This is a genomic window from Paraburkholderia adhaesiva (assembly GCF_021390575.1).
Lineage (GTDB): Bacteria > Pseudomonadota > Gammaproteobacteria > Burkholderiales > Burkholderiaceae > Paraburkholderia > Paraburkholderia adhaesiva.
The window spans coordinates 685,504-701,921 of the sequence record NZ_JAJEJQ010000001.1; the positions used below are offsets into that span (position 1 = coordinate 685,504).

A 16,418-nucleotide genomic window follows, 5' to 3' on the forward strand; every position below is an offset into this window, starting at 1 on the left:
CACGCGGCGCTCTGCGGCCGCTCGCGTATGCCCGCCCGGACGGGTATCACGCAGGCATCAAGAATCAAGCACTGATCGCGCGGCAGTCCGTGCACTCGACCTGCGTGAGTGTGCGGCGCGCGGGATCGGCGTCGAGACGCACCGCCGAAAGCTGGTTGCCCCAGACGCAGCCGGAATCGAGCCCGATTACGTTGTCGCGCAGCGTGAGTCCGAGCGCCGCCCAATGGCCGAACACGACGATGTCGTCGGCTGTCTTGCGTCCGGGAACGTCAAACCAGGGCATATAGCCCGCGGGTGCGGACGCGAGCCCGCCGCTCGAACTGAAATCCATCGCGCCGTCACTGTTGCAGAAGCGCATGCGGGTGAGTGCGCTGCACGTAATGCGCAGACGCTCGATGCCCTTCAGGTCTTTCGACCAGCGGCTCGGCTCGTTTCCGTAGAGGCCCGCCAGGGTCTCCTTCCAGTTGTCGCGACGCAGGGCCTGTTCGAGCTCGTGCGCGAGTTCGAGCGTGAGATCGACATCCCACTGCGGCAGCACGCCCGCATGCACCATCAGCATGCCGTTCTCATAGTGCGCGATGGGGCGATGGCGGACCCAGTGCAGCAGATCCGCAGCGTCCTTCGCCTTCAGGATATCGTCGATCGTGTCGCCATTCTTCGCTCTGCGAATCCCTGCCGAGACGGACAGCAGATGCAGGTCGTGGTTACCGAGAACGGCCACGCCGCGATCGCCGAGCGCGATCACGTCGCGCAGTGTCGCGAGCGAATCGGGGCCGCGATTGATCAGATCGCCTGCAAACCACAGCGGCGTTTCGGTGGTGGGCGCGGCCTTGGCAAGGAGTTCGCGGAACGAATTGCGGCACCCCTGAAGGTCGCCGAAGGCGAGGGGGGCCGGGTGCGGCTTGAACGTAGTCATCGAGACGGAAACGGTGGCGGGCGTTACATGGATCAGCGCAGACGGTAACACAGGAAGGCACGTCTCGTATCGAAGCGAAATCGCAGGCTGGAAATTGCGCGGGCCGCGCTCGCGAAGGCTCGGCATCCAGGGGCGGATTGTCTCAGGTTGATCAATAATGGCGATGCTGCGGTTGCCCTGGCGGCAGTCTTATAATCAGGGCCGCGACGTCGTCCGCCGACCTTGCGGCCCGGAAAATTCCGGGCCAATCGCCTGAATTGAAACCTTTTTTTTCAGCAGTCTTTCGAATCGCCGTGGTTCGTCATACGGCAGACTTCTGCTGTAATGAATGCAAGGGATTTCCATGATTCTCGTGACGGGCGGTGCCGGATTTATCGGTGCAAACTTTGTGCTTGACTGGTTCCGTCAATCGGACGAGCCCGTCGTCAACGTCGACAAGCTGACCTACGCGGGCAATTACGGCACGCTGAAGTCGCTGCACGACGATCGCAGGCATGTTTTCGCGCGCGTCGATATCTGCGACCGCGCAGCACTCGATACGCTCTTCGCCGAACATCGGCCGCGTGCCGTGCTGCATTTTGCGGCAGAGAGTCACGTCGATCGTTCCATTCATGGTCCCGCAGATTTTGTTCAGACCAATGTGATTGGCACGTTCACGTTGCTCGAGGCCGCTCGTCAGCATTGGAGCACCCTGGACGCCGACGGCAAGGCCGCGTTTCGCTTCCTGCACGTCTCTACAGATGAAGTGTTCGGCTCGCTTTCGGCTGCAGACGAGCCTTTCTCCGAGACCACGCCGTACGCGCCGAACAGTCCTTATTCGGCCAGCAAAGCCGGTTCCGATCACCTGGTGCGCGCGTGGCATCACACCTATGGCATGCCGACGCTCACGACAAATTGCTCGAATAACTACGGCCCGTACCAGTTCCCCGAAAAACTCATCCCGCTGATGATTGCGAATGCGCTCGCCGGCGAGCCGCTTCCGGTGTACGGCGATGGGCAAAACGTGCGTGACTGGTTGTACGTGGGCGACCATTGCAGCGCGATCCGCGAGGTACTCGCGCGCGGGCGCGTCGGCGAGACGTATAACGTCGGTGGCTGGAACGAGAAAAAGAACCTCGAAGTCGTGCATACTCTATGCGACCTGCTGGACCAGTCGCGGCCTAAGGCGGCGGGTTCCTATCGCGACCAGATCACCTATGTGAAGGACCGCCCCGGCCACGATCGGCGTTACGCCATCGACGCACGCAAGCTGGAGCGCGAACTGGGCTGGAAGCCCGCGGAAACGTTCGAAACGGGTCTTGCGAAGACGGTGCGCTGGTACCTCGACAACCAGCACTGGGTTGACGAAGTCGTTTCGGGCGACTATCGCAAGTGGGTTGAAACGAATTACGCGCAGCGCGCGTAAGGGCAAAATCGATGGCACGCAAAGGCATCATCCTGGCCGGCGGTTCGGGCACGCGACTCTATCCGATCACTCATGTGGTGTCGAAGCAGCTACTGCCCGTCTACGACAAGCCAATGATCTATTACCCGCTGTCGACGCTGATGGTGGCGGGCATTCGGGATGTGATGATCATCTCCACTCCGCAGGACACGCCGCGTTTTCAAGCGATGCTGGGCGACGGCAGTCAGTGGGGCATGAATATCCAGTACGCGGTCCAGCCTTCACCGGATGGGCTCGCCCAGGCGTTCATCATCGGGCGGGATTTTGTCGCTAATGATCCTTCCGCGTTGATTCTGGGCGACAACATCTTCTACGGGCACGATTTCGCCAAGCAGCTCGCGGGCGCTAACGAGCAAACACAAGGCGCGACCGTTTTTGCGTACCATGTTCAAGATCCCGAGCGCTATGGCGTAGTGGAGTTCGACAAGCAATACCGCGCCCTGTCGATCGAAGAAAAGCCTGCCGTTCCGCGTTCGAACTACGCTGTAACCGGTCTGTACTTCTACGACAACCAGGTGTGCGATATCGCGGCCGACATAAAGCCTTCGGCTCGCGGCGAACTCGAGATCACGGATGTCAATTCGCGTTATCTCGCCAGCGGCGAACTGAACGTGGAGATACTGGGGCGTGGATACGCGTGGCTGGATACGGGCACACACGATTCGCTCATCGATGCCGCCACGTTCATCGCAACATTGCAGAAGCGCCAGGGCCTGGTCGTGGCCTGCCCCGAGGAGATCGCATTCCGATCGAACTGGATCGATGCCGTACAACTCGAGCGTTTAGCGATGCCGCTCGCGAAGAATAGCTACGGCAAATACCTCCTCAAGATACTCTCGGACCCCGTCGCGTGAAGATCACTGTTATTCCGACGTCACTGCCCGAAGTGAAGATCGTCGAACCAAAAGTTTTTGCCGACTCGCGCGGTTTCTTCTTTGAGAGCTTCAACGCGAGGGAATTCGCCGAGGCAATCGGCGAGCCCGTGGAGTTTGTACAAGACAATCACTCGCTTTCGTCAAAAGGCGTGCTGCGTGGGCTGCACTACCAGATCGAACATGCGCAGGGCAAGCTGGTGCGTGTCATCGCTGGTGAAGTGTTCGACGTTGCAGTGGACATCCGGGCGAGCTCGCCGAACTTCGGGAAGTGGGTTGGTGTGCGGCTGAGCGCTGAAAACAAGCGGCAGCTCTGGATTCCGGGCGGTTTCGCACACGGGTTTGTGGTGTTGTCCGAGACGGCGGAATTCTTGTACAAGACGACCGACTATTGGTATTCGCAGCATGAGCGAACGCTATTGTGGAACGACCCGGCAATCGGAATTCAATGGCCGATCGACGCCGAGCCGAGCCTGGCCGAAAAAGACGCCGCGGGGAAAAGGCTGGCTGAAGCCGAGACATTCGCGTGAGGAAGCCAATTGAGTAATGCGATGCAGGCGAGAATTCTTGTTACCGGCAAGAGCGGGCAAGTTGGATTCGAACTGGAAAGAGCGCTTCAGGGTCTCGGGACTATTGTTGCGCTTGACCGTGCTGCCCTCGATCTCGCGGATCTCGATCAGATCCGGAAAGTTGTAAGGGAAATCAAGCCCGCACTCATTATCAATCCAGCGGCCTATACCGCTGTTGACAGGGTAGAGACTGAACCCGCGTTAGCGCAGCGTATCAACGGTGAGGCACCGGGTGTGCTTGCTGAGGAAGCGCAGCGGCTAGGCGTGCCGATCATCCACTATTCGACCGACTATGTGTTTGATGGAACGAAAGAGGGCGCCTACGACGAGACCGACAGGGCGAATCCGCAAAACGCCTATGGTCTCAGCAAACTTGCCGGTGAGCGTGCTATTGCCGAGGTCGACTGCGCGCACGTGATACTGCGGACGAGTTGGGTCTATGGTCAGCGAGGCAAGAATTTCCTTCTGACCATGCTGCGTCTGGCTGCGGAGCGGCCGGAGTTGCGAATCGTTGCGGACCAGCGCGGGGCGCCGACCTGGGCCGCGACTATTGCGGCGATGACTTCGCACATCGTTGCTCAGGGCCTGGTGGCAAACACGGACGGTGCGGACTGGTGGCGTCAGAAGTCAGGCGTTTATCATCTGACTGCATCCGGCTGGACCACATGGTTCGACTTCGCTAACGCGATTTTCGAATTGTCCTCACTGGAGAACAAACCGGTGGTGACGCCCATTGCTTCGTCCGAATATCCCTTGCCTGCAAAGCGCCCAGGGAACTCGTGTTTATCCAATGACAAACTGGCTGCGAGCTTTGGCCTGCGCGCTCCTGACTGGCGCGACGCGCTGCGGCTTTGTCTTGCGGGCTTGAGCGCCTGACTTTCTTGCTTCGAGCGGGAGAGGGTGTCTCAGGGTTTTGAAGCAATGCGCCGATACAGGTCGGCGTACGCGTCGGCCATTTTGTCAGCGGTAAATAGCTTCGTGAATCGCTCGCGGGCACCTGCGCCAAGTTCCGACGCCAACTGATCATCGTTCCAGATGCGATCGATCGCGCCACGAAGGGCTGGCGCATCGCTGGATGGCACCACCAGTCCGGTTTTGCCCGCGACATTCACGTAGCTTGTCCCGGTACCGATCTCACACGAGATAAGCGGCTTTCCGTACATGGCGCCTTCCAGCAACGAAATGCCGAAGGCTTCCGAGCGAAGGTGTGATGGAAATACAAGTCCGCGGCAAAGTGTTAGAAGCGCCACTTTGTCTTCGTCCGGGAGAGCCCCCACGAAGTGCACGTGACGCAATCCAAGACTTTCCGCTTGCGTTTTCAGTTCACCCTCCAGAGGACCGCCGCCCAGAATCACAACGTCATAGTCCGAGCCCTTGAGCGCATCGAGCAGGACGTGGAGCCCTTTGTAGTATCTGAGCATTCCAACAAAAAGCAGGAAGCGCGGTCCAATCCGCTCGCGCCATTCCGCAATTTTTGCATCGGTGGCCCGGGGGTAGGCGTGCTCGTTCAATCCGATCGGGATAACTTCGACTTTGCTTGCAAACCGACGGAGCACGGGGCTTGTCTGCGCATAATTCGGCGATGTCGCGACGATCTTCGTCACGCTGCCGAGAAAGGCCAGCATTAATGGCCGATACAACTGCAGAAGCGCCTTTTGTCTGATGATGTCCGAGTGATAGGTCACCACCGTTGGCTTGTTCAGCCGGGTAAGAAAATGCGCCACGTCCATGAATGGCCATGGGAAGTGGTAGTGAATGACGTCGGCCGTTTTCGCAAGCTCCTTGAGCCGCGCCAATGAGGATAGCGAGAAATAGGACGACGCGAGCTTGAAGTCGAGCCGCGCACGATAGTGCTTGTGGTCACCCAGGTCGACGGTCGACGTATCCTTGCTCAGGGTCAGCACGTCACTGGGTATCCCGCGGCTTGCCGCCCCGCTGCAGATCTCACCAATCAGTTGTTCGACCCCGCCCATCGAATCGGGCTTGTACGTTTTGTAAAAGTGAAGAACGCGCATGCTATCGAATCAGGGTCTTCCACCAAACAGCATATGGTTGGGCAAGCCACCATTTTAAAGGGACGTGGCCGTGATGGCGTCGTACCGTTTCCATCGCCTCCTTGTAGTGGAGGCGGCGGTGAATGCGTGTTTTGGTGGCGTCGTGGTTGCGGTTGATGGCGATATCCTCGTCTACGAAACCGAGTGGGCCGCCGTATCGGTACAGTCGCCACCAGAGGTCGTAGTCGAGGGCCATTTTGAGGGTGGAATCGAGACCTCCTAACGCTGTCCACGCCGTTCTGCGAATTAGCGATGCCGGCTGTGTTATCACGCAACGAACCGCCAACCGCCGCTCACTGAAAGGCTCCACCCAGGCCGGCGTTCTGCGTCCACTTGAGTCGTCCAGGTGCAGCGCTTTGCCGTAGGCTGCCGGCCACGCGGGGTGGTGTTCCATTGCCGCGACGAGCTTGTCGAGGCCGCCGGGCAAGAGAAGATCGTCACTATTTAGCCAGCAGACATAAGGCGCAGTTCCACGCGCGATGCCTTCGTTGATAGCCGCGGCCTGACCACCGTCCTTATGACTGCGCCAGCCCGCCAGCTTCGACTCCCAATTGCGGATAATGCCAACGGATCCGTCGGTCGAACCGCCGTCCATCACAAATATCTCGGTCGCCACTTTCTGTGCTTCGATTGAGCGCAGAGCGTCTTCGAGGAACTTTGCCTGGTTGTACGATGGCACGACCACCGTGACGAGAGGGGAGCTTGTTTTCATACGGTCGGCATCTTTGGCCGGAAAGCGATGTGCGTTAGGCGGAGCAACTGTCCATTCATTTACCCAGGTTCATGGCCGCCCCCGGGCATCCATGCTGCCATAAAACAAGGTCGATAGTGAGGGTCACCGTTGCGCGAATCTGTTATAGCCGTAAATTAATGTAAAGCGTCTAGCCTTGCTCTACAGGCAGCGCTAGCTCCGAGCGACTCGTTACCGCTTCCACAATGAATCGAGGGCGAGCTTTGGTTTCGATATAGATCTTTCCGATATATTCGCCGAGCACCCCTAAAGATAAAAGCTGGAGGCCACCCAAAAAGTAGATCGGCAACGCGGTAGATGCCCAACCTGGTACGGCTCTATCTGTAAACAGCCGCACGCAAAGAACCCAGAAAGTAACCGTGAAGCTCATCGATGACAGGAGAAAACCGACGCAGCTAATGGCACGTAATGGCGCGATGGAAAATGATGTAATAGCCTCAATCGCCAACCCAAGCATCTTGCGCAGAGGATATTTACTTTCGCCTGCGAATCGCTTTGCACGATCGTATTCCACCGTTGATGATTTAAAGCCAATCAACGGAACTATGCCGCGAAGATATAGATTCACTTCGCGGAATTGCTTGATCGTGTCCATCGCGCGCCGGCTTAGCAGCCGGTAGTCGGCGTGATCGTAGACTGTCTCGACGCCGCATAGGGCAAGTAGCCGATAGAAGCTGCGAGCGGTAACGCGCTTGAAGTACGTGTCCGTCTCCCGGCTGCTGCGGATTCCATAGACAACGTCCGAACCACGGTCAAATTCGTCAATCATCCGACCAATCGCGGTGACATCATCCTGAAGATCCGCATCGATGCTGATAATCGCATCACCTTCAGCAAGCCACATCCCGGCAAGCAACGCATTCTGATGACCACGGTTTCTCGACAGCTTGATGCCAATGGCCGGCCCGCCTCGCTGTACGATGGCATCGATCACCTGCCACGTACGGTCGCGGCTACCGTCATCGACGAAATATATGCGGCTGTCGCTACTGATCTTTTCTGCCTCGATCAAACGGTTCAGTTCGTTCTGAAGAACGCGCATCGTTTCCTCCAGCACGGCTTCCTCGTTGTAGCAAGGGACCACGATCGCGATTCGCTTGGTCATATTGTCAGAGGATTTGATGGGGGTTTTGCTTCAAATTGAACGCAAAGAAACGCGCACCGACAAAGCCAATCATCGTATAGGCAGCGACGCCGACAAGTTGTGCAAGTCGATGATCGAAATGAAGGTCATCTCGAGCAACGAGCATGGCGAAAAGGTTGCCGGCGTAGGCAACGCCAGTCACGATCATGAAACGGGCAAAGACTGCAGGGGTTGTACGAGCTTGCCTGAAAGTCCATTTACTATTGGCCGCGAAACTCACACCAAACCCGACTAGATACCCAATCGCGTTCGCGCTTACGTCTGACAACCCGAGCGCCATTCCCAGGTAGATAAAGACGAGTCCTACGGCACTGTTTAGAAGCCCAACAAGCAGATACTTTGCAAACTGAAAGGAAATTTCTCTCATGCTCGAGCGATTACGGCGTGTTGTGCGCCGAGAGGGAGCCATCGCAAATAGTTTTCCAGTGGTCGCAGGAACGCGAGGCTCTTTGGGAAGAATATTCGGTATTCGTGCCGGACGCCGCTCCAGCCGGCATGCTTCATGGAAGTGCCCAGCGCGAACGGCGTGATGAGGTGAGCGTTTTCGTCAAACTCGCACGTGTTTACGGCGTGTACCGTCAAGGGATTCCAGGGGTTGTGTTCAAAAATCACAAGCATGGCGTTGGGGCGTGCAATGCGACGCAGTTCTTTTAGCCAGTGTATATGTTCGTCGTGTGAAATATGATGAAACACGCATGCGGAAAACAACAGGTCGAACGTCCCGTCGGGGATATCGATGGAATTTCCGTTGAGCGCGAAATACTCGGCCTCGCCACCGAAGCGTTTTTCCGCCAGAGCCAGGCTCTTTGTGGAAACGTCAGCCGCTGCGAGGCTGGATGCCGGGAAATACTTTCGGAAGTAGGGTATGGAATTGCCCACGCCGCTGCCGAAATCAATGATTTTAGTCGGGAAGAGATTGGCTTCCCGCGAATAACGAGCAGTATCCGCTATCTTATATTCAGCGAAAAACTCCGGAGCTTCCCCTGACGCGGAAATATTGGCGGCATGCGTCGCGCGATATTCATCGGCAAACCTGTCGAATTCGGTTTCTTTCATCGGATGTTTCCCGTTGATCCCCAATTCTGAGTGTCTAAGCTTAGCATATCGACGGAGTGAAGTTATCGGACAGTTGCTAGCATTCGGTCGGAAGCGAGGGCGGAACCGCTGCGGCATCGCGTATTAAGGGTCGCATCTAAAAGGGCACGCACGAACTCGATGCGGATGATGTTACGGGCGCGATATCCAAGGCGTATTCCCCACATCCACTAACTATTGACGGTCGCCAGCGGAAGGGCTATCCGGTGTAAGCGCTCACCGTGCACCGACTCGACGACTTCGGTGGAAACGGCCAACGTAGCCGTAAGACCGAAACAAGCCGGTGTCTGTGCTGGTGCCTTGCTTATGGACGTGGTACCGAGCGGTGCGCTTCTCCATTCGGTCTGAAATCGCCATGCCTGAACAGGTCTATTTTGAAAAAATCTCACCGGTCGATTTCGCAGCATTAACTTTTACTTTGCCAGCTGAGTACTGTCCCTTGTGCTTGTGAACCGAAATCGGGAGAAAAGCAATACGTTTTCTGGCGCCGGAGGGGTAGTCAAGACCGGCTTCAGCAATATGCAAAGATCGTCCTGGCTAAAATAATGCGCGAACGCCATATCGACGAACATTCTCGGCTCGAAGCGGCCAACTGCCTGGGATCCAGCGTGGCTGTCCACGATGTTGAGTACGCCATCCGAATCCGCCCGGACTCGAATCTCCGCGGAGTAGTGGCCCGGTTCTTTTACACAGAGTTTCGCTGAAGGTGCCGACATCCATTGCACACGAGGTAAATTCCATTGAGGGTACGGTCCTTCCTCAGGATTGAACCCATCGAGGGAGCTGACGTCGTGCAAATCCAGAACTGGCGTACCCGTGCCGACGAGCTCGACGTTTTTGAACACCACGTAATGCACCGCGGAATCGTCCCTGGGCCCAAGTGCCACAAAGCGCGGATCCTGACGGAGGCTTCGGATTAGTTCCGGCTGCATTGCGTCCGCGGGAAATCCACGATAGTACTCAGCCTCGTGCACGTTCGGTATCACGACGAAATCGGAATTTCGAGCGCCGGCTATAAAATCAGATAACGTCTGCGACCGATCGAGATCAGAGGCGCGCGTAACGATTCCTTGTTTTAGGGCTAGCCATTTGATTGTGTAGGCATTCACAGGACCTGGAACAGTCACGAGCACCATAACTGGGTTGCTGTAGGTGCCTCTTCCAGTATTCTCCAGAGAGTTGGCGATCAATGTAACGACGCGATCGTTCCAACTATTATGAATCTGGTCCTCGGATAGGGTGGGTGGATGTCCGTGGGCCAGGTTTTTATGAATTGCTGCTCCAAGCGCTATCCACGAGGCAACTAACAAGACAGCTCGCTTTTTTGCATTAAAGCTGGAACACAATTCGGCCAGGCAATAGATTCCGGCTAGCAAAAATGTAACCTGAAAGGTCGCAAAGAAAAAATCGTTCTTGTGCCTGCCAACCAGGAGAATCAAAAAGGAAAGCGTCGCGAATCCTGCAAGTGAGCAGGTTATGGCAAGATTCACGTACATTTTTCGGAGTGTAAAATATACTATTCCGAAAACCAATAGTAAGCCTGCGAGTATAAGATGAAACCCGATAGCGTGCTGATAGCCGCCGACCAGGTATTCTTTTCCGACTTCAAGCCATGTAATCGTCTCTGGGAACGACCACAGATATGAATCTTTTCCCCGCGTGTTAGTCCAGAAATAATTAAATATATCATGGCCAGCGATCAGATAGTATGGGAGTGCAATCAAACAAGCTATTCCCGAAAAAACGGCTAGTGGGCGCCACTGTGTCGTCGCGCCCTCATTATTGCAGTATTTTCTCCAGAACTGCACGACGGTAAAAAGCCCCATTAATGAAACGGCTAGCGCCAACGTATGCGGGAAAAATGTAGGCTTAATAAGCAGGGCCGCTGCAAACGCGATCCCAGACAATTTGAAATATTCACGGCGTTCACGAAAAGTGCCAATAATGAACCACCATGCCATCGCCGCCGTGGAAAAGCCCAGTGCGTAGTCCGGCCGAAAATTCTCTATGGTGTTATATGCCAGGGGTGAAGATAAAAAAGTGACGACAATCCAGGCAAGTGCCGCGGGGCGCGTGTCCTTGAATTCTAAAATAAGGAATACAACCGCTGAAATAATGATGAGAAAATTTGCAATATAAAATACAACGTCATGGTACCCGCCGACCAGAATTGCGATTACTGCCAGAACTGTGGAAAATGGGCTGTGAGGTGGATTCGTCAAAAGATCGCGAAGGAAAGCGAGTGCGCCGTGGTTAAACAGCAGTGCCAGTCTGTCCGTCGCGTCATCGACGTATCCAATATCATCGTAAGTGATGTCATGCGCGAGACGCCCCGTATTGTTGCTTGCGTGAATATAAGCAAGCGAAACAAGAATTGCTGCCAGGATTCCTAATCCGAGTCGTCTCTGAGTTTTCATGAGCTATTGGTTTGTGGCGAGGAGGCTGCACGTGAACTGTCAGATTAAATTGGAATTGGTTCTGATTTAATCGGTCCCGCGTCAGATTACATGAAGGTGAGATCGAATACAAACTGAATCAATTTTCAGCCAGGCAGATGCAACGTCTTTATTTAACAGGACCGAAAAGTAGGCGCTACGCAGTCGTGGTCAACCGCCGCTTCGCCGTAACAGCCATTCGCTGCCCACGACACCGTTGAGGCGTGTGATGTCGGTGTTCTCCAGCGGCTTGCCGAACTGAGTGTAATCGAGCTTTATGCCGTCTTGCCGCGCACAACTGGCAGTCGCCACAGGCAGATGTCCGGGGGCCAATGCCACACCTGATCGCTGTCAGTTTGCCGGCATCTGCATACTGCGCATTCGCTTTGAGCACCATCTCGTCATTCATTTTTCCTTGCTCTCCTTTACTACTGCCGTTATCCGCTCACGCTTCGTTGAGGGCTTGTTTCAGGGAGTCCAACTCACGAATGGTGTACGCGGCGGGCTAAGGTCGATCAGAATCGATCCGGTGCAAGCTCCCACTGCTATGCTCAATATATGCACTAGTACCATCTACGATTTATTTTGAGCTAGTCGCGAGCACCAAAAAATTCCGTCATTGTTCTCGTTGTGGTTCGCCAGCCTTCGGGTAACTCCGCGGCCACGAACAAATGGTCCTCAGCATATGTCCAGATATCCTGTGGTTCCATTTCAATGCAGCTCGAACAGCGGTGACTCCGACTCGAATCGGAAATGAGTATGGATAGTTCTCGCGAGAATGATCCTTCTCCGTTACAGCATGAGCATAGTTAAATAACCAACGATCCGGCACTTCCCCAAAAATATTCAAAAACATGCTGTTTATTTCAGCATGTACCTTAACACGCGCGCCCAGCGTCTTGTTGTCGGCGTAGAGTCGCGAACCAGCCAGTTTTTTATTGAGTAGCGAAAATTTAACGCCAGCCTTCCCGAGTCGAAGCCAATAGTCATAGTCCATGCAATAGCTCAGTGATTCATCAAGCAGTCCCCACTGGCTAACCACCCGCCGCCGGAAAAAGAGCGCCGGCTGACATATAAAACACGTCTCTTTCAGGTTTTCGAAATTCCAGGGTTGCGTCGGATATGTCTCAAACGGATGATCATTCACGTCGATGTGATCTGCCAATCCATACGCTACGTCGATGTCAGGATTCGCTTCGAAGAAAGACACAACTTCAGCAATCGCACCGGGATAGTAAACGTCATCGGAGTTAAGCCAGCCGATAATGTCGCCGTCGGTCGCACGGATGCCCTGGTTCACGGCATCCGCCTGTCCCCGGTCTCTTTTTGATACCCAGCGAACCGGTGGTTCAAACTGTTCAAGAATTGCGACCGTTGTGTCCGTGCTACCGCCATCAAATACCACGTGCTCGATTGTTGCACCGGTTTGAATGGCTACGCTCTTCAGCGTTCGCTCAATGAATTGCCCCTGATTGTAGGAGGGTGTGATGATGCTAACCTTCATGGATGGCCCTGTCGCGTACAAGTTAGGTCGCGTGCGCAGTTGTGTTGGCGGTAGCGTATTGGAAAAGCTCCCAATACTGATTAGCCATTAATTCCGTGTCGGAGAATTCGTCGACGCGCCGTGCTCCAGCTTCAATCAATCGCGCCCGCAAGGGTTCGTCGTTGACTAGCGAGACAATCGCGTCAGAAATTTGACCCGGAACTCGTGGGTCAAACAAGAGGGTTGCGTCGCCCGCCACTTCGGGTAGCGAAGTCGTGTTGCTACATGCTACTGGAATCCCGGCAGCCATTGCCTCGATCACAGGCAGGCCGAATCCCTCGTATAGGGATGGGAAGATCACTCCGCTGGACTCAGCCAGCAGTCCTCCCAGTTCGCCATCCGGTATGTATCCCGGGAAGAGAACCCGTTCTTCGAGATTCATCGCTCGTGCTGCGGCGATGAGCCATTCCTGTCGTGGACCGGGCGCGCCTGTGCAGACAAGTTTTATATCGTGCCCGAGCTTTCCGGTCGAACACGCCATGCCGAATGCGGTGATCAGCATTTCGTGATTTTTGTGCTTCCAGAAATTAGCGGGGTAGACCAAATACCTCTTTGACGAGAGGTCTAGACGGTCCAGTACGTGTAAGTTCGGTGCGGTGCGAGATGCAAATCTTCGCGCAATGCGCAGGTGAATCGTGCGTATCCGCGAAGGTTGTAGATGACCATGACGAATTGCGGACTGACGCGAATAATCAGAAATCGCTGCGAGAACAGTGGATCGAGCGCATGCGTCGACGAAGACTTGATCGCGATGGGCCACGTCCGCGGGCGTAAAAAAATCTGGGTAAGTCTTGAACTGGAGATCGTAGATTGTGCACACGGTGGCAATGCCGCGCTCGAAGTACGTAGGTGCAGTGAATGGGCAAAAAAGTAGATCGACCTCCAGGTCCCGAAGCAGACGATTGGAACCTCTGCGTTTTAGGGCCGCGTTTGCTCTGTAACCGAGTCGGCTCACAAGCTTGATCAATCTCGCAGGAATCTGGGGTGCGACACGCGTTGCCAATGCCGCGAAGCGCAATCGGCTTGCAGGCGCGTCGGCGGAACCAACAATCATTCGCCGCTTCATATTCCGCCGATCGAGCGATGCCAATTCGTCGTGGGTTGCCGCATGCGTGAGCAATATGAATTGTGTCGCTGGTGCGATATCTGCCAGGTATCGCAGCAACTCGAGCACGAAGATTTTCGCGCCACCGTTGTCGCCGCCCGGCAGAACGGGCGTCAAGTCAACGGCGACGCTACGGGGATATTCGATTGTCCCGGCGATCGCTGGTTCAACGTCTGCGGTGGATTGATAAGACACGTTGGAATTTAATGCTTGTAAATTAGTACGGATAATCCCTTGGTCATAAGGTCTTCGCGAGATAGCCCTGTTTTCTCCCTCGCCAAAGCTAGCTGTTCCTCACTTCTGCTCTCGTCAAGCATTGGAATGATCCACTCGATGTGCATCTGGCAGTCGGAAAGAATCTGTCGCATCTCTACAATGCCCTTCCGGTTCAATGCATCCCCGTCGTAGATCCACGTGCACGCGTCCTCCACACTGATCGGGGCATTGTCAGGCCAGCACGAGTGAAGGTGTTCATACATTTCAGTTTTTGACCACATCAGGTGCGCCCAGTCGGGTACTAGCCTGGATATCTCGCCCAAATGATGGAGATGGTGACCATAGGAACAAGTCCATAGCGGCTCGAACGAAATAAGAATGCAACCGCCCGGCTTCAGGACCCGACGAAATTCCGATAGCGCTTTGCCGACGTTACCGATATGTTCAAACGTCGACATCGTAACGATCGACTCAAACTCGTTGTCGCTGAATTCCAGCGACTCAGCGTTCATGTACGTTAGACGCGCGTTGCCTGACGTCGTTACAAGGTCGAACTCGTCATGAATATCCAGGCCGATTCCCACATATTCTGCTGCCCCGAGCGTTAGGCATCGCTCCAATGCATATCCGTGAGGCGATGCGCCGATATCAAGAATGCGACGACCTTTCAATGGCTGTATCGTGTTGAGCGAATCAACTATCGTGTGGTTGTATCGCCGTATTGCATCGAGCATCTCAACATTTGGCTGAGACGCGTTGTACGAATTGATGCTTTTTATGTAAGCCTCGAGCGTTGCATCAATTGGGCTGCCTTTTCGTGAAAGAAGTTTCGATAGCGTTGAGGCCCACAAATTCTTGCCGGTGACTGTGCTAAACATCTCTTACTCCGTGAAGGAACAGCATGGCACGAGGCGAATAAGAAATACTGCTGGTCGCGTTCAACGAATTTACGGAGCGAGACTGCTAGCGCTGGTCAAGCTGATATCATTGAGCTGCAACGAAAGCTGTCGGTTGTCTTGTCCTTCAGAAAGTTTCGATGGCACGAAATAGGAGTCTGTTCGAATTTCTAGCATCACCGTGGTGCCCTGATAGGGTGCTGCATCCGTGCCCAAGGAGAAGGTTGTACTACTTTGGACTTTCTTCGAATCCACCAACGCGCCATTAATAAATAGTCGGGTTGCGATCTTCCGATGTCCTGGCTGGCAACTGTGCGTTGCAGTGATGACAATCTGGGAGCTGTTTTCCGGAACCTCGACGTAGCGGCGATACACTGGCCCAATCCAGCCATCCGGGTACCGCTCGGTATAGCCCTCGCTGATGACGGCGAGCTGACGAAACAGTCGCCCGCCTTTCGCTGCCAGCCAGCCGTAGACGAGGCGATCGCGCGCCATCTTCGGAGAGGTAGTCAGCGTTCTCAAGAATTCCATGAGTGCGGTGGCGTACCGGCGTTCGCTGAAGGCGTCTTCAGCTCGCCGCGCGTGGTGGCGAGCACGCTCATGCAGATGCCGGTTATGCCACCAGTGCGAGAACGTACAGCGCCAGCGCATCGGATCCCACCAAGCACCCCAGTGCTTGCGGCTGACGCCGATTGAGAGATCAAGCACCTCTGCCTCAGTTCGTTGGGACGACTTCGAACTGTCGTGCATGCGATACGTACTGAACAGCTCGTCGATCTTGTGAAAGCGATAGTACTTGCTGAAGCGGCAGAACAGATCATAGTCGAGCGCATGATGTTCGTTGACGTCGAGTCTGCCGCAGCGCTGCCACACGGCGCGGTGCCAGAAAACGGATGGCTGAGGAATCGTGTTGAAACCGCGCTTCCAGATCGCAAGGTGTTCGAAGTGGCTCACGTACTCGGCCGGGTGCTCAATGCCGACATACCGGGATCCCGCGCCGGTAAAGATGCTTCGTCCCATGACGACATACCGTTCGCGAGCGGGGTCCACCTCGGCTGCTACGCGGTGCAATGTCCCCGGAAAATAGGTATCGTCGGAGTTCAGGAACGCCATGATCTCGCCGGTAGTTCGCGCGAAACCGCGATTCAACGCATCGGCCTGGCCGTCGTCTTTTTCAACGTACAGCTGGAAGATCTCCGGGTACCGGCGCACGAAATCCTCGGCAATTTCCACGGACCCGTCGCGGGACTGTCCCTCCTGAATGATGACCTGGAGATTCGGATAGTTCTGGTCGACCAGACTCTGCAACGTCTCAGGCAGGTATTGCGCCTGATTGAACGAGGGGACGACAATAGAAATAGTGGGTAGTGGCTTCATC

General features: G+C 55.3%; 15 protein-coding genes. 4 read left to right on the forward strand and 11 right to left on the reverse strand.

What is annotated here, in order from left to right; translation table 11 throughout:
- Nucleotides 1–64: 64 nt before the first annotated feature.
- Nucleotides 65–916 (reverse strand): symmetrical bis(5'-nucleosyl)-tetraphosphatase, encoded by an 852-nt coding sequence (locus L0U80_RS03105; protein ID WP_233862453.1) that lies wholly within the window; start codon nucleotides 914–916, stop codon nucleotides 65–67.
- Nucleotides 917–1,259: 343 nt separating this feature from the next.
- Between L0U80_RS03105 and rfbB the strand changes: the two genes are divergently transcribed.
- The 4 genes from rfbB to rfbD are packed head-to-tail and all read left to right on the forward strand — an operon-like array spanning nucleotide 1,260 to nucleotide 4,677.
- A complete protein-coding gene (gene rfbB / locus L0U80_RS03110) occupies nucleotides 1,260–2,321 on the forward strand; it encodes a dTDP-glucose 4,6-dehydratase (protein ID WP_233865618.1) in 1,062 nt (353 codons plus the stop codon).
- An 11-nt stretch (nucleotides 2,322–2,332) separates the two neighbouring features.
- The gene (gene rfbA, locus L0U80_RS03115) at nucleotides 2,333–3,214 is read left to right on the forward strand and encodes a glucose-1-phosphate thymidylyltransferase RfbA (protein WP_233862455.1); all 882 of its coding nucleotides are present in this window, start codon (nucleotides 2,333–2,335) and stop codon (nucleotides 3,212–3,214) included.
- On the forward strand, nucleotides 3,211–3,762 hold the full coding sequence (rfbC, locus tag L0U80_RS03120) for a dTDP-4-dehydrorhamnose 3,5-epimerase (protein WP_233862456.1): 552 nt from the start codon (nucleotides 3,211–3,213) through the stop codon (nucleotides 3,760–3,762). Before rfbA ends, rfbC begins: the two co-directional genes overlap by 4 nt.
- A 21-nt stretch (nucleotides 3,763–3,783) precedes the next feature.
- The gene (gene rfbD / locus L0U80_RS03125; protein ID WP_233862457.1) at nucleotides 3,784–4,677 is read left to right on the forward strand and encodes a dTDP-4-dehydrorhamnose reductase; all 894 of its coding nucleotides are present in this window, start codon (nucleotides 3,784–3,786) and stop codon (nucleotides 4,675–4,677) included.
- Nucleotides 4,678–4,706: 29 nt separating this feature from the next.
- Here rfbD and L0U80_RS03130 read toward each other — a convergent pair whose 3' ends face one another.
- The 10 genes from L0U80_RS03130 to L0U80_RS03175 all read right to left on the reverse strand — a co-directional run bounded on the left by L0U80_RS03130 (nucleotide 4,707) and on the right by L0U80_RS03175 (nucleotide 16,417).
- On the reverse strand, nucleotides 4,707–5,816 hold the full coding sequence (locus L0U80_RS03130; protein ID WP_233862458.1) for a glycosyltransferase family 4 protein: 1,110 nt from the start codon (nucleotides 5,814–5,816) through the stop codon (nucleotides 4,707–4,709).
- A gap of 1 nt (nucleotide 5,817) precedes the next feature.
- Nucleotides 5,818–6,567 carry a glycosyltransferase family 2 protein gene (locus L0U80_RS03135; RefSeq protein WP_233862459.1) on the reverse strand — a complete coding sequence of 250 codons (750 nt, stop codon included), beginning with the start codon at nucleotides 6,565–6,567 and terminating at the stop codon, nucleotides 5,818–5,820.
- Nucleotides 6,568–6,736: 169 nt separating this feature from the next.
- Complete coding sequence (locus L0U80_RS03140) at nucleotides 6,737–7,711, reverse strand: glycosyltransferase family 2 protein (protein WP_233862460.1); 975 nt, start codon at nucleotides 7,709–7,711, stop codon at nucleotides 6,737–6,739.
- Between the two features lie 4 nt (nucleotides 7,712–7,715).
- Nucleotides 7,716–8,117, reverse strand: a complete 402-nt coding sequence (locus L0U80_RS03145) for a GtrA family protein (protein WP_233862461.1) — start codon at nucleotides 8,115–8,117, stop codon at nucleotides 7,716–7,718.
- A complete protein-coding gene (locus L0U80_RS03150) occupies nucleotides 8,114–8,806 on the reverse strand; it encodes a class I SAM-dependent methyltransferase (RefSeq protein WP_233862462.1) in 693 nt (230 codons plus the stop codon). Before L0U80_RS03150 ends, L0U80_RS03145 begins: the two co-directional genes overlap by 4 nt.
- Before the next feature lie 452 nt (nucleotides 8,807–9,258).
- A complete protein-coding gene (locus tag L0U80_RS03155; protein WP_233862464.1) occupies nucleotides 9,259–11,262 on the reverse strand; it encodes an ArnT family glycosyltransferase in 2,004 nt (667 codons plus the stop codon).
- 634 nt (nucleotides 11,263–11,896) lie between these two features.
- Nucleotides 11,897–12,784 carry a glycosyltransferase family 2 protein gene (locus L0U80_RS03160; protein ID WP_233862466.1) on the reverse strand — a complete coding sequence of 296 codons (888 nt, stop codon included), beginning with the start codon at nucleotides 12,782–12,784 and terminating at the stop codon, nucleotides 11,897–11,899.
- Nucleotides 12,785–12,806: 22 nt separating this feature from the next.
- Nucleotides 12,807–14,123 carry a glycosyltransferase family 4 protein gene (locus L0U80_RS03165; protein WP_233862468.1) on the reverse strand — a complete coding sequence of 439 codons (1,317 nt, stop codon included), beginning with the start codon at nucleotides 14,121–14,123 and terminating at the stop codon, nucleotides 12,807–12,809.
- An 8-nt stretch (nucleotides 14,124–14,131) separates the two neighbouring features.
- On the reverse strand, nucleotides 14,132–15,022 hold the full coding sequence (locus L0U80_RS03170; RefSeq protein ID WP_233862470.1) for a class I SAM-dependent methyltransferase: 891 nt from the start codon (nucleotides 15,020–15,022) through the stop codon (nucleotides 14,132–14,134).
- 69 nt (nucleotides 15,023–15,091) lie between these two features.
- Complete coding sequence (locus tag L0U80_RS03175) at nucleotides 15,092–16,417, reverse strand: glycosyltransferase family 2 protein (protein ID WP_233862471.1); 1,326 nt, start codon at nucleotides 16,415–16,417, stop codon at nucleotides 15,092–15,094.
- Between the last annotated feature and the right edge of the window lies 1 nt (nucleotide 16,418).